The following is a 21,102-nucleotide window of genomic DNA, read 5'->3' on the forward strand; positions in this document are numbered from 1 at the left end:
CAACCCGTCCTGGCTCAGCATCAGCCGCTTCCTTGCCGCCACGAGGTTCTGTGCAACCACCGCCTCGATGAAGACCTCGGGCCCCTGTCGCGCGACAGGCCGCTTCCCAAACAACGAGCCCGCCTGGACCCCTAGCGCCTGTGCCAGCTTCTCGACGGTGCTCAACGACGGATTCGAGCGCCCCTTCTCCAGGTACAGCAGCATCCGCTCGCTGACATGCGCCTGGTCTGCCAAGGCTCGCATGCTCCATTCACCCGTTGTGCGCAGAGCAGTGAGGTTGCGAGCCAGATTGAGCGAATACGAAGGGTCAGGTGCAAGGTCGGACACCCGAAAAGTGTTGACGACCTCTCCAAAGTGACGCCGCAATATCAGTCACCGCAATATTGGGCACAATTCACTCCCTTTCACAGGGAGTAAGTACGTGTTCATCACCGCCCCCGGCCTCGTCCAGTTCCTCCACCCCTCAAAAGTCGCCCCGCGTCAGACGCACTGGCCCGCCATCACGCTCGCACTGGAGCGGCCCTGGTACCTGCTCGTCCATCAGGTGTCCTTCAACGGCAAGAAGGTCTCGCAGACCTCCCTGGTGGCCTGGGACCACACGCTGCTGGACCTGTTGGCCCAGATTCCCGTGGGGGACCTCAGCGGCATCGCGCGCCTGGACCGGCGCCACGATGCGGGCCCGAACTGGGCCCTGGAGTGGATCGGCGCGCTGTGGGCGCCAGGGCCATGCGAGCCTCCCGCCCTGGGCCCCTTGCTGTTCAAGCTGGGTGACGACCCGCAAGTGCGCAACACCGACCTGTTGCCCGTGGCCGAGGCCCCAGGCCGGCGCCTGCTGTTTGAGGCGTCTTCGAGTCGGTCTGGCGGTGGGTGAGCCGACCGCTTCTTGTGCATTGCCACAAGGTCAGACGCGCCGATGGCGCCGGATGCGAAGCCTTCACACAGGCGATGCATCGCATTCGCGCTCCGCTCATTCGCCGTGACGCAGCGGCCTGTACCGCTGCCGGTTCTCCAACGCGCCGGCGGACGCGGCTTTCAGCAGCCGCTGGAATGACGGGCATTCCGCGTGGCTGGGCGCGGGGCACGCGGCGGCGTGCCGCAAGCCGTCGGCCATGGCCTTGAGCCGCTTGACCATGCGTTCCAGCTCGTCGGCCTTGGACGACAACAAGGCCCGATCGATCTGCGGCGCGCCGCCGGGCGTGAACATCTCCCGGATCTGATCCAGCGAGAACCCTGCCGCCTGCCCCAGGGCGATGAGTGCGAGTTGGTCCAGCACCGCGGGCGAGAAGCGGCGCCGCGCCCCCACCGACGTCAATGAACGGATGAGGCCTTTGCGTTCGTAGTAGCGCAGCGCCGAGGCGGCCACGCCAGACTTTTTGGCGACTTCGGAGATGTCCATAAAAACCGCTTGACTTGAAGTTGACTTCAACTTCTATGCTTTCTCCATCGCTCTCGAAAGTCAACCGGTTGCCGGAGATTCCTCATGCCTTCCTTCTCTCTCGTTGTCTCCATCGTTCTGGTCGGCATCGGCGCCACGGCCGTGATGGACGTGTGGCTGCTGATCCTCGCCCGCCTGGGCGTGCCCACCGCCGGCTTCGCCATGGTCGGGCGCTGGGTGGGGCACTTCGCCCAAGGCCGTTTCGCCCACGCCGCCATCGCGAAAGCGGCGCCCCTGCCGTTCGAGCACGGCCTGGGCTGGCTCACCCACTACCTCGTCGGCATCGCCTACGCCGCATTGCTCGTTGCCGCGGTGGGCAGGGGGTGGCTGGTGCAACCGACGGCCCTGCCCGCCCTGCTGTTCGGCCTCGCCACCGTGACCGCGCCGTGGTTGGTGATGCAACCGGCCATGGGTGCGGGCTTTCTGGCGCTGAAGACGCCGGCCCCGATGAAGAACTGCCTGCGCAACCTGGCCAACCACACCGTGTTCGGTGGCGGGCTGTACCTGGCCGCCGCCGCTCTGGCGGCGGTTCAGGCTTGAACCACACTACCCCCCTTGAAGGAGATCTCGAATGTTTCCCGCCAAATACGCACCGGCCCTCTTTGGCCTGATCCTCTCTGGCCTGATGTCGCTGCTGGTGTCGGGCATTTCCACCCTGCGGGCTGTCGGCCTCGTCGACGGGTTTGCCGGCCTGTGGATCAGCGCCTGGCTGAGCGCATGGCTCGTGGCCTTTCCGGTGGTGCTGGTCGTGGCGCCGCTGACGCGCCGTGCCGTGGCCCGGCTCACCGCCAACCAGCCGTGAAGTAACCCCCCATGGTCCAGATCCTGTCCCACACGCCTGCCTGGGTCTTCGCGCTGTTCGTCGTGTTGCTGGCGTTCGGCCTCATGCAGACCCGAACGCGCCGCGTGCGAAAGCTGCCCGCACTGCTGCTGCCGGCCGGCATGGTGGCCCTCTCGCTGGCGGGCGTGCAGTCCAGCTTCGGGCTTCGACCCTTGCCGCTGCTGGCCTGGGCTGCTGCGTTGGCCGTGGCGGCCCTGCTTGGCTACCGATGGTTTCGCGATGACCGCGTGAAGTACGACGCCGCCACAGCGACGTTCTTCATTCCCGGCAGTTGGGCCCCACTCGCCGTGATCATGGCGATCTTCCTGGCCAAGTACGCGTACGCCGTGATGCTCGCCATGAAGGCCGAGGTCATCGCGTCGGCGCTGTTCGTCATCGCCTTGTCTGCCGTCTATGGGCTGCTCAGCGGCTACTTCGTGGCGAGGGCCATCAATCTCATCACCAAGGCCCGCAAGGCCTGAGTGTTCAGTCCGCCCCCAACCCCACCGGATTCGGCAAGCGCTTTTCCACGGCGTGCCGCAGCAGCGAAGCGGTACGGAACACCCCATGCGCGAACTTGCCGTAAGGCAGCGTCGCGAACAGCGCCATCACCGCGCCCAGGTGCGCGCACAGCAGCACCGTCATCGCCGGCGTGCCACGCCCCCACCACAGCAGCAGGCCCGTCAGGCTGGTGAGGAAGAGCAGCGCGATGAAGCCCAGGTCCATGGGTTTCTGCGCCAGGTCGCCGTGCGCGGGATGGCGCCGCCGGTTCAGGTGCCACAGGCCGGCCGTGCCCGCCAGCAGCATGAGCCCACCCGTGCCGCCCAGCAGCTTGGGCAGGCTCGGAAAGTCGTACGGCGCGACCCAGCCGAAGAGGTAGTGGTACAGCGTACCCACGCTGGTGGCCGCGAAGCAGAGCAGGAAGCCGTAGAAGGTGAGGTGGTGAAAGCGCCGGCGCGAGAGGGTGTAGGCGTCGTCCTCGTTGTGGCAGCCCTCGCCGTGGCCGCCGTCCAGGTACTTCAGGCGCAGCACGTCGTGCGCGGCCTCGGCGGCGGCGGGGGGCTGCACATTCACGCCGCCGGTCGCGGGTTTGATGTCGCGCCAGAAGCGGCGCACGCCCATGCCCAGCGCCAGCACCACGAAGGCGAACACCGGCAGAAAGATGGAGACCAGCAGGTTGTGCGGGAACACGCGGTAGAAGTCGCCGCGCGGCGCGTCGGCCCAGAGCGAGCCCTGCGTGGCCGCGGCCAGCAGCAGGAACAGCGCCAGGCCCAGCGCCAGCGCCACCGACAGCACCAGGCCGTTGCGCTGGTAGAGCTTGCCCAGCGCGGGTGGCCAGGCGTAGTCGGCGTATGTCTGGCCGCGCACCTGGGCCATGGCCTTGGGGATGTTGACGGCGAAGTCGTGCGGCGGCGCGTACTGGCAGGCGTGCAGGCAGGCGCCGCAGTTGTGGCACAGGTTGGCCAGGAAGTGCACGTCGGCCTTGGGGAACTCCAGCCGGCGCGTCATGGCGGGGAAGACGGCGCAGAAGCCTTCGCAGTAGCGGCAGGCGTTGCAGATCTGCAGTTGGCGTGCGACCTCGGCCTCGGCGTCCGTCACCGGCACCGGGTCGCCCTGGGCCAGGGCGCGCGCGTCGCGCGTGAGGGCTTCAAGCGCTTGCATGTTGCGCTCCCTTCTTCAACGCAGCGGCAGCGGCCTGGGTGCCCGCGATGCGCCCGAAGGCGGTGCCGATGGACATGCCCACGCCGGCCGTGTAGCCCTTGCCGAGCACGTTGCCGGCCATCATTTCGCCGGCCACGAAGAGGTTGTCGCTGGGCTGGTCGTTGAAGCGCACGGCGGCGGTGTCGTCGGTCTTGAGGCCCAGGTAGGTGAAGGTGACGCCGGGGCGCAGCGCGTAGGAGAAGAAGGGCCCCGTGTCGATGGGGCGGGCCCAGTGCGTCTTGGCGGGCGCCACGCCCTCGGTGTGGCAGTCGTCGAGCGCGGTGTGGTCGAAGCGGCCCACGCGGCAAGCAGCGTTGTAGTCGTTCAGGGTCTGCATGAAGGTGGCTTCGTCCAGGCCGATCTGGCGCGCGAGTTCGGGCAAGCTGTGCGCTTTCACGCCGGGGAACACGGGCGGCATGAAGCGGCCGATGGCCTTGCTGTCGATGATCGACCAGGCGATCTGCCCCGGCTGCTGGGCCACGAGGCGGCCCCAGATGGCGTAGCGCTTGGGCCAGAAGTCCTCGCCCTCGTCGTAGAAGCGGCGCGCCTCGCGGTTCACCACCACGCCCAGCGACACGCAGTCGATGCGCGTGCAGATGCCGCCGTCGTAGAGCGGCGCGCGCGCGTCGATGGCCACCATGTGCGCTTGCGTCGGGTCGCCGACGCGATCGGCGTGGTGGTCGTCGATGAGGTGCTTGAGCAGCACGCCCTGGTTGAAGGCGGTTCCGCGAATGAGGAAGTTGTCGGCCGGCCATTCGCCGCGCTCGTTCTGGCCCCAGGCCTCGCGCAGCCAGTCGCGATTGGATTCGAAACCACCGGCCGCCAGCACGCAGGCGCGCGCGCTGATGCGTTCACCGTTGCGCAACAGCGCCGCGACGAAGCGGCCGTTCTTCACCTCGATGCGGTCCACCGGCGCTTCGTAGCGCACCCGCACACCCAGGCGTTCGGCGCTGCGGTAGTAGGCGTTGACGAGCGCCTTGCCGCCGCCCATGAAGAAGGCGTTGGTGCGTGCCACATGCAAGGCGCCAGAGAGCGGCGGCTGGAAGTGCACGCCGTGGCTACGCATCCAGTCGCGGCAGGTGGAAGAGGCGCGGATGGTCAGGCGCGCGAGGTGTTCGTTGGTGATGCCGCCCGTGACCTTGAGCAGGTCCTGCCAGTACTCCTCTTCGGGGTAGGCGTCGACCAGTACATCCTGCGGGGCGTCGTGCATGCAGCGCAGGTTGCGGGTGTGGGCGGAGTTGCCGCCGCGCCAGGCGCGCGGCGCGGCTTCGAGCAGCAGCACGTTCGCGCCGGCTTCGCGCGCCATGAGCGCGGCGCACAGGGCGGCGTTGCCGCCGCCGATGACCAGGACATCGGGTTCCAAACCAGCCTCGTGGGAATCGTTCAGGGACGGCCGGTGGCCTTCCACCGGCGATGGCCGCACTCTAGGCAGCCGCCGCTTCGCCGGGAAGCGGGCTCAAGGCATGGGGGTATCAGTTTTCGTGAACCCTGTTCGGCGACCAGAGCCGAGTGCCGGGCCACGCACCGCCTTCGATGAGGCGCTTGGCGCAGTCCACCACCACCACGCGCGTGGCCAGGGCGGCGGGCGAGAGCTCGTCCTCGCTCAGGCTGCACAGCAGGTTGGTGCGGCGCACCTGGGCGTCGTCGATGAGGGAGAGGCGAAAGCGCTGCTGCGCATCGGGGAAGCCGTGCACGGCCGCATAGGGCTGCAGGCTGCTGCCCAGGCCGGCGTCCACGGCGGCCATCACCATGGAGAGCGAGTCCACCTCCATCACCACCTGGGGGCGGATGCCCGCGCGCTGGAAGGCCGCGTCCAGCGTGAGGCGCAGGCCGTGCGGGTGCGTGGGCAGGATCAGGGGCTCGTCGCCCAGGTCGGCGAGCCTCAGGCGTTTGCGTTGGCGCCGGCTGGCCTGCGTGATGAGGAAGATGTCCTCGGTAAAGAGCGGCTGACGGTCCATCAGGCGATCACCGGGGGCGGGCGCGCCCTGCCCGGCGTGCGGGTCGAACAGCACGGCGAGATCGAGCTCGCGCGCCTTGAGTTGCGCCGCGAGGTGGCCGGACATGCCTTCCACCAGGTGCAGGCGCACGTCGGGGTAGCGCTCGCGCATGGCCTGCATGAGTGGCAGGCCCAGCACGGCGGCCGTGGTGGGCGCCAGGCCCACGCTGACGGAACCCGAGAGGCGCGCGGCCTGCGCGGCGCGCGCGGCCTGCTCGGCGTGGCGCAGGGTGAGCTTGGCCTCGCGGAAGAAGGCCATGCCGGCCTCGGTGGGCAGCACGCCGCGCGGCGTGCGCTGCAACAGGCGCGTGCTGAGCTCGCCCTCCAGCCGGCTGATCTGCTGACTCAGCGCGGACTGGACCATGTCGAGCTCGGCGGCGGCGCGGCTCATGGAGCCGAGTTCGACGATTCGGACGAAGTAGCGCAGTTGTCTCAGTTCCATGGGGTCAGAGCGACAGCTTTTTGAAGATGCGCTCTGGAATCGACCGGATGACGAGCATCACGCCCCACCAATACCAGGGTGCGTAAACGACATCACGTCGCTTGGCGATGCCCCGGAGGATTCCCTGGGCGATGACATCGGGAGAACTCCACAGCGGCCCCTTCTTGTCGAATGCAGCCGTCATCGGTGTGTCCACAAACCCCGGCTTGACTGTCAATACCTGCACGCCTGACTTGTGCAACCGGTTGCGCATGCCTTGCAGGAAAGTCGCCACCGCGCCTTTTGCGGTGCCGTACACATAGTTGGACTGCCTGCCGCGATCGCCAGCCACCGAGCCGAGGACCACGATGGAGCCATGCTGTTGCGCTTCGAACCGGTTGGCCAGATGGGTGAGCAACGAGATGACGCTGATGGCGTTGGTGTTCAGTTCCTGCAGTGCGATCTGGACATCCTGCTCGCAGGCTTTCTGATCTCCCAACGTGCCGTGGCCAATGAGGGCTACGTCGAGCCGCCCGAGCGCGCCGATGGCGGCGTCGATCACTTCAGCATGCCGCGCCAGGTCGTTCACGTCCAGAGCAGCGCACTCGACCGACTGAGCGCCGCGAACCCTCAGATCGTCTGCGATCTCGCGCAGATGGTCCATATCGCGCCCGACCAGACAGAGCGCGTGCCCCTCGCACGCCCAGCGACGCGCAGTCGCCTTCGCTATGGCGGAAGTCGCGCCAATGATGAGAATGTTGTTCATCGCTTAGGCCAAACCCAGTCGGCGGGACTGGGTCGACATGAATTTGCCGTGGGCATGCCAGCGTGCACGCACCTCCTCGAACTCCTGCCACCGGGGGTAACCCGCCTTGAACGTGGCTTCGCTCATCCGGGCATCTTTGGCGAGATACAGTCGCCCGCCGTGCGCGGCAACGATGCCATCCAGCACATCGAGCAATTCGAAGACTCCCGCTTCCGCCTTGAAATCCACCGCCAACGAGTACCCCTTCATGGGGAAACTCAAGGGGTTGTCGTTCGCGTCACCAAACAGTTTCAGGACGGCGAGGAAGGCTCCCTGTTCGGACTGGCCAATGCGTTTGAGTATGTCCCGCAATCCCGTCACGCCGGCTTCCTTGGGCAGAACAAACTGGTACTGCAGAAATCCCGGCCGGCCATACAGGCTGCTCCACCCGGCAATCGCATCCAGCGGCGCAAAGAATGATTCGAACGGCTTTCGCGTGGTTGGCGCACCTGAGCGTGCCCGACGGTAATACGTGGCATTGAACACCCTGGCCACCGCACGATTGAGCAAGCCCGACGGCATGTCGGCAGGTACGCCAAAGGCCTTGGCCCGCCGTGCGACCAGCGGGCCCTCAACGCACGGCTCCCCCATCACCAGAATGGAGCGGCCCAGGCTGGCGCCACGCGCCATGCAGTCCATCCAGGCGACCGAATAGGCGCTGGCGGCATTCGCATCAAAGGCCTCGAGCACGGCGTCGAGGCTGGGTGCCTTCATCCGAGTCTCCAGGATGTCGCTGGCGGTGATCGCCTTGAGCCGCAACACGGCGGACACGATGACGCCGGTCAGCCCCATCCCGCCACAGGTGGCGTGGAAAAGCTCTGCCTTGTCCGTCGGGGACGCAACGACGCACTCCCCATTGCCCAGAAGTATCTGGATCGACGAGACATACGCGCTGAACGTGCCATCGCGGTGGTGGTTCTTTCCGTGAACGTCACTGGCAATGGCACCACCCACGGTGATGAAGCGTGTGCCGGGCAGGACGGGCAGGAACCAGCCACGCGGCACAAAGGTTTTCAGGATGTCATCCAGCGACGTGCCTGCCGCGCAAGACAGCAGGCCCGTGAGCGGATCGAAGTCGTGAAACTGATCCAGATGGCGTGTGGAAAGAACCTGTGGGCCCAGTGCACTGTCACCGTAGCTGCGGCCCCGTCCGCGAGCAATCAGTGGCCCGGCGTTGGGCACCGCACGCACGCACTGCTGCCGCGACACCGGCTCGACCACCTGGGCGTCCTGCCTCGGGTAGCGCCCCCAGCCATGCAATTCCATCAGGCCGCCCCGGCGGCAACGCTTTCGCGAATGCCAGGGAAAATGCACCCGTGCCCGATTCCTCGCTCGCTCGACATAACCATGAAATGAAGGCCCGACTGTTCTCTTTCGCAGTGCCGCTGCTTGGGACGCTGTTCGTTCTGGTTTACTTGCTCGACGTGGTCTACGCACCGTCCATGCGCGGGCTCGATCTGTCCTGGCATGCGATGTTGGCGTACGCCCATGAGAACGGGCTCCAACACGGAAGCCAGATCATATTCAACTACGGACCTTTGTCCTTCATCGAATCGGCCATTTACTTCGAGCAAACCCATCAGGAAAAGCTCCTCTACAGGGCCACCTACCTGCTGATCCTGGGCATCGGTTGTTTCTCGGTGCTGCGCATCCGGAGTGCCTGGGCCCTACTGGCCTGGTGTGGCCTCACCTTGCACCTGCTGGTATGGCGGGATGTGTACTTGCTGCTGCCGGCCTTGCTGCTGTGTCACCTGGAATGCCGAAGACAGCGCGGCAATGCGGCACAGCTCGCGCTTTCACTTCTGCTGGCGTTCGGCGCGGCGTTTGCCTGCCTGGTCAAGGCAAATGCCATGTTCTTCACCTTGCCCGCCATTGCCTTGGCGAGCGTCTACCGCTTCAGCGTGCGGGACTACAGGCCCATCGTCCCCGTGTGCTTCGTGTTGTCCGTCGTCCTGCTGTTCTGGCTCTCTGGCCAGCACGTCTCCGGCTTCGTCGACTTTGTCCTCGGCTATGTCGATGTCTCGCTGGCCTACAACGCGGACATGGGACTGCCCGCGCCAGTCGCGCTGCAGGGCGCCTTCATCGTTGGCTCGACCGTCCTTGTCGCGACGACTGTGCGCATGACCAACCCGGCCGGCGCCGTGCTCGGCCTCCTCACGATCGGGTATCTGCTGGTGGCCTACAAGATGGGCTTCGTGCGGCATGGCGCGAACCCCGGCGCCTCGTTTCTTGCGCTGGCGTTCGTGTGCCTCGTCCAGCTCTGGAGCCCCAGCGTCGACGCGCTGGGCCGCCACCAACGGCGCTTGGTCGTTGCCGTGGCGGTTGCAGCGGCGTCGCTGGTCACCTGGATCACGGTTCCCCTGTCGCAGGGCGAGTTCATCAAGGGGTATGTCCACACGGTGAGGGATCGCATCCGATACGTTCTGGACCCCGGATACGGGGCCGCCCTGAATGCCGAATTGGGCCGTCGCCAAGCCATGGCGCTCACGCAGGCGCGCTCGGCCATTCCGTTTGCCGATGTCCAGGGCCCTATCGATGTGTTCCCTTTCGAGTTCGGTCTGGCTTACGCGTCCGGCTTGCCAATCGCCACGCGGCCCGCGTTCCAGTCCTACTTCACCACCAGCCGCTACATGTCGGGGCACAACGCGGATTTCCTCGCCGGCCCACGCGCGCCGCGGTCGGTGGTGTTCAGCGTCGAGCCCATCGATGGCCGATACGCAGCGCTGGAAGATCCGCTTACCCTGAGCGCTTACCGAAGGCATTACCAGCTTGACCGGCAGACGCCGAATGCACTGCTGTTGACTCGCCGCGCTGCGCCAGTGGCCCAGTCCGAGTTGTGCCGCACGTCCGAGGTGGCGTTCGATTTGCCGGTACTGATTCCCTGGGTGGGCCCTGACCAAGCGGTCTGGGCCGAAATCGACATCACGCCCACCTGGCTCGGACGGATCGTGAGTGTCTTGTCCGGTCCCCCCGTGCTTAGCATGACGATGGCCACACCGACGGGGAGTGCCGATTTCCGATACCTGCGCGAAGCGGGCCAGACCGGTTTCCTGTTGTCGCCCGCGCTGGTCACCACCGCAGCAGCCGCGGATTTTTTCAAGGCGGCGAGCCGCCCCGAGGACCGTGTCGTCGGCTTTTCGATCAAGGCACCCGGTGGACCCATCCCCTGGTACGACCCGCAGATGTCGGTCAAGCTGTGCGTATTGTCCTGGGAGTCGGCACACCCGCCTGGCCGGTGACGGCTGGCTTGACGCGGCCTGGCGGCAGTGCCTTGAACCTCAAGGCCGCGGCTGCCAGCCGCCGCCCAATGCCGCCACCAGGGCCATGCTCGCCGCCAGCCGCTCTGCGCGCACATCGAGCGCGGCGCGGCGCGCCGACAGCGCGAGGTTCTGCGCGGTGGCCACTTCCAGGAAGCTGATCTCGCCGGCCTCGTAGCGGTAGCCGACCACGCGCTCGTTCTCGTTGGCGAGTTCCACCAGGCGCGCTTGCTGGCGCTCCTGCTCGGCCAGGGTGCCCAGTTGCGCGAGCGCGTCTTCGGTCTCGCGCACGGCGGCGAGCACACCCGCGCGCCAGGCCGCGGCCTGCTCGTCGTACGCGGCGGTGAACAGGGCCTCGTTGGCGCGGCGCGCGCCGCCATCGAACAGCGTGGCGGCGAGTTGCGGGCCCAGCGACCACACGCGCGAGGGTGTGTCGAACAGGCGCGCGAAGCTGGACGCCTGCCAGCCGACGCTGGCGGAGAGGGAGAGGTCCGGCAACCAGGCGGTTTGCGCGATGCCGAGGCGCGCGTGCGCGGCGGCGAGTTGGCGTTCGGCGGCGGCCAGGTCGGGGCGGCGGCGCAGCAGATCGGCGGGCAGCGCGGCGGGCACGGGCGGCACACCGGGCAAGGCGCCTTCGCGCACGGCGATGGGCAAGTCCGAAGGCGTGGCGCCGGCCAGCAGCGCGAGCGCATTGGCCTCCAGCGCGCGCTGGCGCGTGATGGTGAAGGCCTGCGTGCGCAGGGACTGCAGTTGCGTCTCGGCCTGGATGACGTCGGCGCGCGCGACCAGGCCGGCCTCGTACTGCAGGCGCGTGATCTGCAGCGAGCGCGCGAAGGCGACGTCGGCCTCGGCCTGCAGCGCCAGGTGGGCGTCGAGCGCGCGCAGGCGCACGTAGCCTTGCGCGGCGGCCAGTTGCAAGGCCAGGCGCCCGGCGTCCAGCAGCGCGGCCTGGGCGTCGGCGCCGGCCGCGGCGGCCTCGCGCTCGCGCGCGGCGCGGCCCCAGAGGTCGGGCGTCCACGACAGGTCGAGCCCTGCGTCGTAGAGGCGGCGCGTGCCGGCACTGGCACCGCTGCTGGTGGTGCCGCCGCCGCTGCGCGTGACGCCGACGCCCGCACCGAGGCTGGGCAGTGCCAGCGCGCGCGCCGCGTCCACCTGCGACAGCGCCTGGCGCCAGCGCGCCTCGGCCTGCGCGAGTTCGGGGTTGGCCTCGGCGACGCGTCGCAGCAGGGCGTCGAGTTCGGGGTCGCCGTAGGCGCGCCACCACTCGGGGTCGATGGGCACGGCGGGCGCGTTGGCCTCGGTGTTGGCGTACTGGAAGCCGGCGGGCAATTCGATGCGCGGCGCGGGCGGCTCACGCGTGCCGGCGCAGGCGGCCAGCACCAGCGGCAGAGCCGCGAGCGCGAGGCGGGGCGACAAGGGCGTGAATGGGAACGAAGGTGGCATGGCGTCAAGCAGGCGTGGCGACGGGTTCGCGAGGTGGCGGATTCAGCCGCCCACGCAAACGTTCCAGCATCAGATAGACCACGGGCGTGGTGTAGAGCGTCAACAACTGGCTCACCGCCAGCCCGCCGATGATGGCGATGCCCAGCGGACGCCGCAGCTCCGAGCCTTCGCCCAGGCCCAGCACCAGGGGCACGGCGCCCAGCAGCGCGGCCAGGTTGGTCATGAGGATGGGACGGAGGCGGCGCAGCGCGGCCTCGTGGATGGCCTCGCGCGGCACGAGGCCGCGCTGGCGCTGTGCGACCAGGGCGAAGTCGATCATCAGGATGGCGTTCTTCATCACCACGCCGATCAGCAGGAACAGGCCCAGCAGCGCGATGAGGCTGAACTCGGTGTTGGACACACGCAGCGCCAGCAGCGCGCCCACGCCGGCCGAGGGCAGCGTGGACAGGATGGTGAGCGGGTGCAGCAGGCTCTCGTACAACATGCCCAGCACCAGGTACACCGTGACCAGCACCGCCAGGATGAGCCAGGGTTGGCGCTTGAGCGTAGCCTGCAGGCTGTTCGGGTCGCCCGCTCGGTCGCCGGTGGAGATGCTGGTGGGCAAGAGCAGGCCGTTGACGGCGCGCTCGATGGCCGCTTGAGCCTGCTGCAGGCTCACGCCGGGCGCCAGGCCGTAGCTGATGTTGGCGGAGGCGAACTGCGCGTCGTGCTGCACACGGTCGCGCGTGAGGCCGTACGTCCACGTGGCGATGGCCGTGAGCGGCACCCGCTCGCCCGCGTTGTTGAGCAGTTGCACGGTTTCCAGCGCGCTCGGTTCGCTATTGCCGCGCGGGTCGGCCTCCATCACCACGCGGTACTGGTTCAGGGCGTCGTACAGCGTGGCCACCTGGCGCTGCGAGAAGGCGTTGTTGAGCGCACTGGTCACGGTGTCCATGTCGACACCGAGGCGACGCGCGGCCTCGCGGTCCACCTGCAGCACCACCTGCTGCGCGTCCTCGCCGACGCCGAAGTCCACGTCCGCCAGTTCGGGCAGCGCGCGCAGCGCCTCGCCCACGGGTTTGGTCCACTGGCGCAGGTCGGCCAGCGAATCGGAGCGCATGACGAAGACGTACTCGCCGTCACCGCCGCCAGCGGAGAGGCGGATGTCCTGATCGACCGAGACGAACAGGATGCCGCCCGCGATGGGTGGTGCGGCGCGGCGCAGGCGCGCGACCACCGCGTCGGCGGACTCGCCGCGCTCGGCCAGGGGCTTCAAGCGGATGCGGAACCAGGAGTTGCTGGTGCCGGTGCGGCCGCCGCTCACGCCGGTGACGTCGGCCACGGCCGGGTCGGCCACCAGCAGGCGGCGGTAGGCCTCCACCTTGGGCTGCATGCCCTGGAAGGAGAAGCCATCGTCGCCGCGCACGAAGCCGCTGAGCTGCCCGGTGTCCTGCTGCGGCAGCATGCCCTTGGGGATGGCGACGTAGAGCCAGACGTTGAGCGCCACGGTGCCGATCAGCACCAGCAGCGTGAGCCAGTGGTGGCGCAGCGCGAAGGCCAGGCTGCGCGCGTAGCCGGCCTGCACGTCGGCCAGCGCGGTGGCGATGAGGCGCGCCAGCGGCCCCGGCGCGCGCGTGCGCGGGCCGGCCGGCAGGCCGTGCGCGCACAGCGCGGGTGTGAGCGTGACGGACACCGCCAGCGAGATGAGCATGGCCGCCACCAGCGTGAGCGAGAACTCGCGGAACAGGCGTTCGACCACGCCGCCCATGAAGAGCGTGGAGACGAAGACGACGATGAGCGCCAGGTTCATGGCGAGCAGGGTGAAGCCCACCTCACCCGCGCCCGCGAAGGCGGCGCGCCACACGGTGCGCCGGCCGACCTCGCGCTGGCCCGCCGCGGCCATGGCGGCGCGCGCGCGCTCGATGTGCCGCTGGATGTTCTCCAGCACCACGATGGCGTCGTCCACCACCAGGCCGGCGGCCACGATCAGCGCCATCACCGACAGGTTGTTGAGCGAGAAGCCCAGCCACCACATGGCCGCCAGCGCGCCCACCAGCGACACCGGCAGCGCCAGCGCGGGGATGAGCGCGGTGCGCAGGCTGCCGAGGAAGGCCCAGACCACGGCCATCACCAGAACGCAACTCAGCATGAGGGTGAAGCGCCCCTCGCGCAGCGTGGCGCGGATGCCGGGCGAGCGGTCCATCACCACGCTGAGTTCGGTGTCGGCCGGCAGCAGTGCACGCAACTGCGGCAGTTGCGCGTGGATGGCGTCGATGGTCTGCACGATGTTGGCGCCGGGGCGGCGGCTCACCAGCAGCACCACGGCCGGGCGGTGGTTGTGGTAACCGGCGGTGTAGCGGTTCTCCACGGAATCGGTCACCTCGGCCACGTCGGCCAGGCGCACCAGGGCGCCGCCCTCGTTGCGCACCACCAGCGTCGAAAAATCCGCCGCCGTGCGCAGCGGATCGGGCAGCGCGATCTGCCAGCGCTGCGCGTCGCGCTCCACCAGGCCCACGGGCCGCCAGGCGTTGGCGTCTGCGATGGCGCGGCGCACGTCGTCGAGCGACATGCCGCGGTGCGCCAGGGCCTGCGGCTGCAGTTGCACGCGCACCGCCGGCAGCGACGAGCCGTCCACCGTGACCTCGCCCACGCCCGCCACCTGCGCGAGCTTCTGCGCCAGCACGGTGGACGCGTTGTCGTACAGCGCCGAGGACGGCAGGCGCGGGGAGGACAGGGCCAGCGCCATGATGGGCGCCTGCGATGGGTTCACCTTCACGAACGTGGGGTTGCCCGTCATGCCCGAGGGCAGTTGCCCGCGCACGGCGTTGATGGCGGCCTGCACTTCGCGCGCGGCCTCGTCGATGTTGCGGTTCAGGTCGAATTGCAGGGTGACGTTGGTGCTGCCCTGGTTGCTGCTGGAGCGGATGCTGGTGACGCCGGCGATGCTGCCGAGCGAGCGCTCCAGCGGCGCGGCCACGGTGGACGCCATGCTCTCGGGGCTGGCACCGGGCAGGCTGGCGCGCACCACGATGACGGGAAAGTCCACGCGCGGCAGCGGCGCCACCGGCAGCAACCGCAGCGCCAGCAGGCCGGTGAGCAGCACAGCGACGGCCAGCATCACGCAGCCCACGGGGCGGCGGATGAAGAAGCGGGCCAGGGCGTGCATGGCGTTCAGGCGCCCGTTGAAGGTGCGGCGCGGCGGCGGCCCAGCCGGTCGAAGGCCAGGTAGACCACCGGCGTGGTGAACAGCGTGAGCACCTGGCTCAGGATCAGCCCACCCACCATGACGATGCCCAGGGGCTGGCGCAGCTCGGCGCCCGATCCGCTGGCCAGCATCAGCGGCACGGCGCCGAACAGCGCGGCCAGCGTGGTCATGAGGATGGGGCGAAAGCGCAGCAGCGCGGCGCGGTGGATGGCCTCGCGTGGGCTCATGCCGAGGCGGCGCTGCGCGTCCAGCGCGAAGTCGACCATCATGATCCCGTTCTTCTTCACCAGGCCGATGAGCAGCACGATGCCGATCACCGCGATCAGGTCCAGCGGGCGGCCCGCCAGCAGCAGCGCGGCCAGCGCGCCCACCGTGGCCGAGGGCAGCGTGGACAGGATGGTGAGCGGGTGCACCGCGCTCTCGTAGAGCATGCCGAGCACCAGGTACATCACCACCACAGCGGCCAGGATGAGCCACAGCGTGTTCGCCAGCGAGCTGCGAAAGCCCTCGGCCGCGCCCTGGAACGCCAGCTCCACCGCCAGGGGCAGTTCGATCTGCTCTTGCACTTCTTCGATGGCGGCCACGGCCTCGCCCAGCGAATGCCCGGGCGCGAGGTTGAACGACAGCGTGGCGGCGGGGAACTGGCCCTGGTGCTCGATGGCCAGCGGCGCGCGCCGCTCCACCGCGCGCGCCACGGCCGACAGCGGCACGGGGGCGGCGTCGGCGCCTGCGTTGGCAGGGCGCACGAACACGCCCTCCAGCGCCTGCAGGCCGCCGCGCGCGGCGTCGTCGCTTTCCAGCACCACACGGTACTGGCTGGCGTGCGTGAACAGGGTGCTGACCTGGCGCTGGCCAAAGGCGCTCTGCAGCGCGGAGGCGATGTCACTCATGCGCAGGCCCAGGCGCGCGGCGGCGTCGCGGTCCACCTCCAGGTAGGCCTGCAGGCCCTCGCGCTGCAGGTTGCCGGCCACGTCGGCCAGCTCGGGGCGTTGCTGCAAGGCCTGCAGCAGGCGCTCGCTCCACTCGGCCAGCAGGGCGCTGTCGGGCGAGCTGAGCGTGAACTGGTATTGCGTGCGGCTGATGCGGTCTTCCAGGCTCAGCTCCTGCACGGGCTGGAACCAGGCCTGGATGCCGTCCACGCCGCGCGCTTTCTCGCGAAGGCGTTCGATGAGATCGCCCGCCGACACGCTGCGCTGCGCGTGCGGCGCCAGCGTGATCAGCATGCGCCCGCTGTTGAGCGTGGCGTTGCTGCCGTCCACGCCGATGTAGGAAGCGATGCTGTGCACGGGCGCTTCGTTCAACAGGGCGTCGGCCAGCGCGCGCTGGCGCTCGGCCATGGCGCCGAAGGACACGCTCTGCGGCGCCTCGGTGACGACCTGGATGGCGCCCGCGTCCTGCACGGGGAAGAAGCCCTTGGGCACGGCCAGGTAGAGCAGGCCCGTGAGCAGCAGCGTGGCGGCCATGGCCAGCAGCGCGAGCGGCTGGCGCGCCAGCACCCAGTCGAGCCAGCGGCCGTAGCGCTCGATCGTTCCACTCAGCCAGTCCCTCTGCTCGCCATGCGTGAGCGGCCGCGGCAGCATGCGCGCGGCCATCATGGGCGTGAGCGTGAGCGAGACGACGAGCGAGATGGAGATGGCCACGGCCAGCGTGACCGCGAACTCGTGGAACAGGCGACCCACCACGTCGGCCATGAAGAGCAGCGGGATGAGCACCGCCACCAGCGAGACGGTGAGCGAGACCAGGGTGAAGCCGATCTCGCTGGCGCCCTTGAGCGCGGCCTCCATCGGGCCCGCGCCTTCCTCGCGGTGGCGCGCGATGTTCTCCAGCATGACGATGGCGTCGTCCACCACGAAGCCGGTGGCGATGGTGAGCGCCATGAGGCTGAGGTTGTTGAGCGAGTAGCCCAGCAACAGCATGGCCGCGAAGGTGCCGACCAGCGACAGCGGCACGGCCACGCTGGGAATGAGCGTGGCCGCCGGCGTGCGCAGGAAGACGAAGGTGACCAGCACCACCAGGGCGATGGCGAACAGCAGCTCTTTCTGCACGTCGCGCACCGAGGCGCGGATGCTCTCGGTGCGGTCGGACACCACCTGCACCTTCACCGTGGCCGGCAGCGTGGCCGTGAGCTGCGGCAGCAGCGCGCGCACCTGATCGGCCACGGCGATGACGTTGGCGCCAGGCTGACGCTGGATGTTGAGCAGCACGGCGGGCGCGAGGCCGCAGTTGGCGTTCTGCCCGTCGGCGCAGGCCATGCCGGCCCAGGCGGCGAGGAAGCGGTCCTCCGCGCCCTCTTCCACCTTCGCCACGTCGCCCAGGCGCAGCGGCGCGCCGTTGCGCCAGGCCACGATGAGACGGCGGTATTCGGCCACCGAACGCAACTGGTCGTTGGCGTCCAGCATGGTGCTGCGCAGCTCGCCGTCGAAGCTGCCCTTGGGCTGGTTGTTGTTGGCGGCGGCAATCGCCGTGCGCAGCTCTTCCAGCGTGAGGCCGTTGGCGGCGAGCGCGCGGCTGTTGGCCTGCACGCGGATGGCCGGGCGCTGCCCGCCCGCCAGGCTGACCAGGCCCACGCCGGGCAGGCGCGAGAGCTGGCCCGCCATGCGCGTGTCCACCAGATCGACCACGCGCGGCAGCGGCAGGGTCCCGGAGCTGATGGCCAGCGTGAGGATGGGCACGTCGGCCGGGTTCACCTTGCGGTAGATGGGCGGGGCCGGCAGGTCGGACGGCAGCAGGCTGTTGGCGCTCTGCAGCGCGGCCTGCACGTCCTGCTCGGCCACGCCCAGGTCCACCTCCAGCGCGAACTTCATGGTGATGACGGAGGCGCCGCCCGAGCTGGTGGACGACATCTGCGCCAGGCCGGGGATCTGGCCAAGCCTGCGCTCCAGCGGCGCGGTGACGGTGCGCGCAGTGACGTCGGGGCTGGCCCCGGGCTGGAAGGTGAAGACCTGGATGACCGGGTAATCCACCTGCGGCAGCGCGGACACGGGCAACTGGCGCCAGGCCAGCAAGCCGGCGATCAGCACCGCCAGCATCAGCAGCGAGGTGGCCACCGGCCGCAGGATGAAGGGGCGCGAGAGCGAGGGCGCGGCGGACATGGCGTCCTCAGCGGGGCGCGGCGGCGTCCGGGGCGAGCGGCGAATTCGCCGGCAGCTCGGTGGCCTGCACCACGTTCACCGCGCGGCCGTCCTCCAGGCGGTCCAGGCCTTCGAGCACCACGGGCTCGCCGGCCGCCAAGCCCTTGAGCACCACGGTGCGACCGCCACTGGCCGGGCCCAGCGTCAGGTCGCGCACGCGCGCCTTGTTGTCGACGATCACGTACACGTAGCTGCCGCGCGAGCCGTGCTGCACCGCGTCGGTGGGGATGGTGACGGCACCGGGCAACTGGCGCAGCGCCAGTCGCACGTTGACGAACTGGTTGGGAAAGAGCGCGTCGTCGGCGTTCTCGAAGCGGGCCTTCAGGCGCAGGGTGGCGGTGGCGGCGTCGATCTGGTTGTCCAGCGTGTCGAGCCGGCCGGTGGCCAGGCGCGTGCGGTTGTCGCGGTCCCAGGCCTCGACCACGGGCGGCGTCTTCTCCGCGTGCGCGGCGCGCACGTCGGCCACCTGCGGCTCGGGCACGCTGAAGAGCACCGCCACGGGCTGCGTCTGCGTCAGCGTGAACAGGCCCTCGGCGTCGTTGGCGCCGATGAGGTTGCCGGCGTCCACCCGGCGCAGGCCCACGCGGCCGGCGATGGGCGCCTCGATGCGCGTGTACGAGAGCTGCAGCTTCGCGTTGTCCACCTGCGCCTGGTCGGCCTTGAGCGTGCCGCGCAACTGCTGCACCAGCGCGGCCTGGCGGTCGAGCTGCTGGCGGGCGATGGCGTCGCGCGTGAAGAGCTGTTCGTAGCGCGCGAGCTCACTCTCGGCGTTGCGCAACTGGGCCAGGTTCTGCTGTTGCTGGCCCTGGGCCTGCGCCAGCGCCACGCGCAGGGGTTCGGGGTCGATCTCGGCGAGCAATTGGCCGCGCGTGACACGCTGGCCCTCGCGCACCAGCACGCGCGCCAGCTGCCCGGCGACGCGGCTGCGCACGACGACCGTGTTGTAGGGCGCCACGGTGCCGACGGCGCGGGCCTGCACGGTGAAGTCCTCGGTGCGGGCCGCCTCCACGCGCACGGCCACCGGGCCGCGCCACTGGTTGGGCATGGGCGGCGGCGTCTGCGGCGGGCGCAGCAGGAACCACCAGGCCGCCACGCCCACGATGAGCAGCAGGCCCAGCCACAGCAGGCCGCGCGCCCAGGGACGGTGAGACGGGGACGCGGGCGATCGATCGGGGTCGGGCATGGGAGGGTGCTTGGAGGGCGCGCACCGCGCGGTGCACGCAAGGCGCCGCGGGCGCGCTGGGGATGTCTCGGCAAATGATAGCCACTCGCAACTACGGCCGCATGAAAGACCCGCGGCCGCGCCCGCCGCACCAGCGGCCTCAGCGCGGCTGACTGAGCAGGTGATCGCGAAAGGCCAGGGCGATCGGCGACAGGCGCTTGCCTGCGAGGTGGACGATGCTCCACTGCGACGCAATGGGAAAGCCCTGCACGTCGAGCACCACCACGCCGTGCTCGCGCGCCTGGCCATGCAGCGCGTGCTGCGAGATCACGCCCAGGCCGAGCCCGCCGGCCACCGCCTCCTTGATGGCCTCGTTGCTGCCCAGCTCCATGCGCACGTCCGGCGCGAAACGCTGGGCGCGCAGGTACCGGTCCACCGCCATGCGCGTGCCCGAGCCGCGCTCGCGCAGGATGAAGCGCTGATCGGCCAGCCCGCGCAGCGCGAGCCCCCGGGTGCGGGCGAGCGGGTGGCGCGACGCCGCGATGACGACCAGGGGGTTGGCCATGAACACCTCACCCTCGACCGCAAGGTCGGCGGGCGGCATGGACATGATGTAGAGGTCGTCGAGGTTCTCGCGCATGCGCTGCACCACGCCGTCGCGATTGAGCACCTCCAGCGCGACGTCGATGGCCGGGTGCTTGTGGCAGAAGCGGCCGAGCTGGCGCGGCACGAAGTACTTGGCGGTGCTCACCACCGAGACCTTCAGGTGGCCGCGCGCCAGGCCCTTGGCGGCGGCCACCTGCTGCTCGAAGTTTTCCCACTCGCGCACCATGGCGCGCGCGGTCTGTGCCAGATCGAGCCCGGCGGGCGTGAGGTGCACCTTGCGGCCGATCACCTCGTACAGCGGCAGGCCCACGCTGTCGGCGATCTCGCGCAGCTGCATGGACGCGGTGGGCTGGGTCACGTGCAGGGACCGCGCGGCACCGCTCACGCTGCCGCTCTCCTGCAGCGCAAGGAACAAGCGCAGCTGCCGAAAGCTCACGTTCATAGAGTTTTCTCTATATATCTTTGTGAATAAATCGATTTTACGGAACACCTCGTCGTGCCTAGCATCGGGCCGAACCTGGAGTTGCCCATGACCAGCCTGCTCGACCCCGCCATCCTCTTCTTCGTCTTCGGTGTGCTCGCCGGCGCGCTGCGCTCTGATCTGGAGATCCCGCCCGCCATCGGCAAATTCCTGTCGCTCTACCTGCTGATGGCGCTGGGCCTCAAGGGGGGCTTCGCGCTGGCAGAGTCCGGGCTCTCGCCGGCCATGCTCAGCGGCCTGGGCGCGGCCCTGTTCATGGCCTTCCTGGTGCCCGCGCTGGGCTACGCCTTCCTGCGGCGGCACGTCTCGCGCTTCGACGCCGCGGCCGTCGCCGCCGCCTATGGCTCGGTCAGCGCGGTGAGCTTCGTCGCGGCCACGCAGTACCTGGAGAACCAGGGCCTGGTGCCTGGCGCCCACATGACGGTGGCCATGGTGCTGATGGAGACCCCGGCCATCCTGATGGCCGTGCTGCTGGCCAACGCGGCGCGCCAGGCCTCGCGGGCGGTGCTGGTGGTGGGCGGCGGGCAGGCCGCGCTGTCGGGCCCGCCCGCCGCCGGTGGCCCGCCGCTGGGTGGCATCCTGCGGGAGTCCTTCACCGGGGGTGCGCAGCTGCTGCTGCTCGGCTCGCTGGTGGTGGGCTGCCTCAGCGGCGAGGCCGGG

General features: G+C 69.4%; 18 protein-coding genes. 6 read left to right on the forward strand and 12 right to left on the reverse strand.

The features are described from left to right. A partial coding sequence (locus BN948_RS23310; RefSeq protein WP_272945558.1) for a helix-turn-helix domain-containing protein occupies window positions 1–327 on the reverse strand: 327 nt, incomplete at its 3' end. A gap of 94 nt (window positions 328–421) precedes the next feature. Here BN948_RS23310 and BN948_RS23315 point away from each other — a divergent pair. Further along, entirely contained in the window at window positions 422–871 is a 450-nt protein-coding gene (locus BN948_RS23315) for a hypothetical protein (protein WP_009516132.1), read from the forward strand. 96 nt (window positions 872–967) lie between these two features. Here BN948_RS23315 and BN948_RS23320 read toward each other — a convergent pair whose 3' ends face one another. Next, on the reverse strand, window positions 968–1,396 hold the full coding sequence (locus BN948_RS23320) for a helix-turn-helix domain-containing protein (RefSeq protein WP_009516130.1): 429 nt from the start codon (window positions 1,394–1,396) through the stop codon (window positions 968–970). Window positions 1,397–1,480: 84 nt separating this feature from the next. On the opposite strand from BN948_RS23320, the gene BN948_RS23325 reads away from it, so the two are divergent. Genes BN948_RS23325 through BN948_RS23335 form a run of 3 tightly spaced genes read left to right on the forward strand, consistent with a single transcriptional unit; the run spans window position 1,481 to window position 2,737 of the window. Next, window positions 1,481–1,975 (forward strand): DUF2938 family protein, encoded by a 495-nt coding sequence (locus BN948_RS23325; RefSeq protein ID WP_009516128.1) that lies wholly within the window; start codon window positions 1,481–1,483, stop codon window positions 1,973–1,975. 31 nt (window positions 1,976–2,006) lie between these two features. Next, a complete protein-coding gene (locus tag BN948_RS23330; protein ID WP_009516126.1) occupies window positions 2,007–2,237 on the forward strand; it encodes a DUF2798 domain-containing protein in 231 nt (76 codons plus the stop codon). 11 nt (window positions 2,238–2,248) lie between these two features. Further along, window positions 2,249–2,737: a DUF6622 family protein gene (locus BN948_RS23335; RefSeq protein ID WP_009516124.1), complete on the forward strand. Its 489-nt coding sequence runs from the start codon at window positions 2,249–2,251 to the stop codon at window positions 2,735–2,737. A gap of 4 nt (window positions 2,738–2,741) precedes the next feature. On the opposite strand, the gene tcuB is transcribed toward BN948_RS23335, so the two are convergent. From tcuB to BN948_RS23360, 5 genes are all read right to left on the reverse strand, one after another. Beyond that, complete coding sequence (gene tcuB / locus BN948_RS23340; RefSeq protein ID WP_009516123.1) at window positions 2,742–3,917, reverse strand: tricarballylate utilization 4Fe-4S protein TcuB; 1,176 nt, start codon at window positions 3,915–3,917, stop codon at window positions 2,742–2,744. Further along, entirely contained in the window at window positions 3,904–5,319 is a 1,416-nt protein-coding gene (gene tcuA / locus BN948_RS23345) for an FAD-dependent tricarballylate dehydrogenase TcuA (RefSeq protein ID WP_009516122.1), read from the reverse strand. The genes tcuB and tcuA overlap by 14 nt, the downstream gene beginning before the upstream one ends. A gap of 109 nt (window positions 5,320–5,428) precedes the next feature. Further along, window positions 5,429–6,394 (reverse strand): LysR family transcriptional regulator, encoded by a 966-nt coding sequence (locus BN948_RS23350; RefSeq protein WP_009516121.1) that lies wholly within the window; start codon window positions 6,392–6,394, stop codon window positions 5,429–5,431. A 4-nt stretch (window positions 6,395–6,398) separates the two neighbouring features. Further along, window positions 6,399–7,139: an SDR family oxidoreductase gene (locus BN948_RS23355; protein WP_009516120.1), complete on the reverse strand. Its 741-nt coding sequence runs from the start codon at window positions 7,137–7,139 to the stop codon at window positions 6,399–6,401. 3 nt (window positions 7,140–7,142) lie between these two features. Continuing rightward, window positions 7,143–8,444 (reverse strand): FAD-binding oxidoreductase, encoded by a 1,302-nt coding sequence (locus BN948_RS23360; protein ID WP_009516119.1) that lies wholly within the window; start codon window positions 8,442–8,444, stop codon window positions 7,143–7,145. Between the two features lie 86 nt (window positions 8,445–8,530). On the opposite strand from BN948_RS23360, the gene BN948_RS23365 reads away from it, so the two are divergent. Next, window positions 8,531–10,417 (forward strand): hypothetical protein, encoded by a 1,887-nt coding sequence (locus BN948_RS23365; RefSeq protein WP_009516118.1) that lies wholly within the window; start codon window positions 8,531–8,533, stop codon window positions 10,415–10,417. 39 nt (window positions 10,418–10,456) lie between these two features. Here the strand turns inward: BN948_RS23365 and BN948_RS23370 are convergent, their stop codons facing one another. The 5 genes from BN948_RS23370 to BN948_RS23390 form a co-directional block, all read right to left on the reverse strand. Continuing rightward, window positions 10,457–11,851, reverse strand: a complete 1,395-nt coding sequence (locus BN948_RS23370; RefSeq protein WP_158515853.1) for an efflux transporter outer membrane subunit — start codon at window positions 11,849–11,851, stop codon at window positions 10,457–10,459. Between the two features lie 31 nt (window positions 11,852–11,882). Further along, window positions 11,883–15,023 (reverse strand): efflux RND transporter permease subunit, encoded by a 3,141-nt coding sequence (locus BN948_RS23375; protein ID WP_009516116.1) that lies wholly within the window; start codon window positions 15,021–15,023, stop codon window positions 11,883–11,885. Window positions 15,024–15,028: 5 nt separating this feature from the next. Further along, on the reverse strand, window positions 15,029–18,154 hold the full coding sequence (locus BN948_RS23380) for an efflux RND transporter permease subunit (RefSeq protein WP_009516115.1): 3,126 nt from the start codon (window positions 18,152–18,154) through the stop codon (window positions 15,029–15,031). Window positions 18,155–18,161: 7 nt separating this feature from the next. After that, window positions 18,162–19,376 carry an efflux RND transporter periplasmic adaptor subunit gene (locus tag BN948_RS23385; RefSeq protein WP_009516114.1) on the reverse strand — a complete coding sequence of 405 codons (1,215 nt, stop codon included), beginning with the start codon at window positions 19,374–19,376 and terminating at the stop codon, window positions 18,162–18,164. Window positions 19,377–19,515: 139 nt separating this feature from the next. Next, window positions 19,516–20,403, reverse strand: coding sequence for a LysR family transcriptional regulator (locus tag BN948_RS23390; RefSeq protein WP_009516113.1), 888 nt, complete (start codon window positions 20,401–20,403; stop codon window positions 19,516–19,518). A gap of 87 nt (window positions 20,404–20,490) precedes the next feature. Here BN948_RS23390 and BN948_RS23395 point away from each other — a divergent pair. Further along, on the forward strand, window positions 20,491–21,102 hold a 612-nt coding region (locus tag BN948_RS23395; RefSeq protein ID WP_035624221.1), incomplete at its 3' end, for a sodium-dependent bicarbonate transport family permease.

This window comes from Hydrogenophaga intermedia, from assembly GCF_000723405.1.
GTDB classification, from domain to species: Bacteria; Pseudomonadota; Gammaproteobacteria; order Burkholderiales; family Burkholderiaceae_C; genus Hydrogenophaga; species Hydrogenophaga intermedia.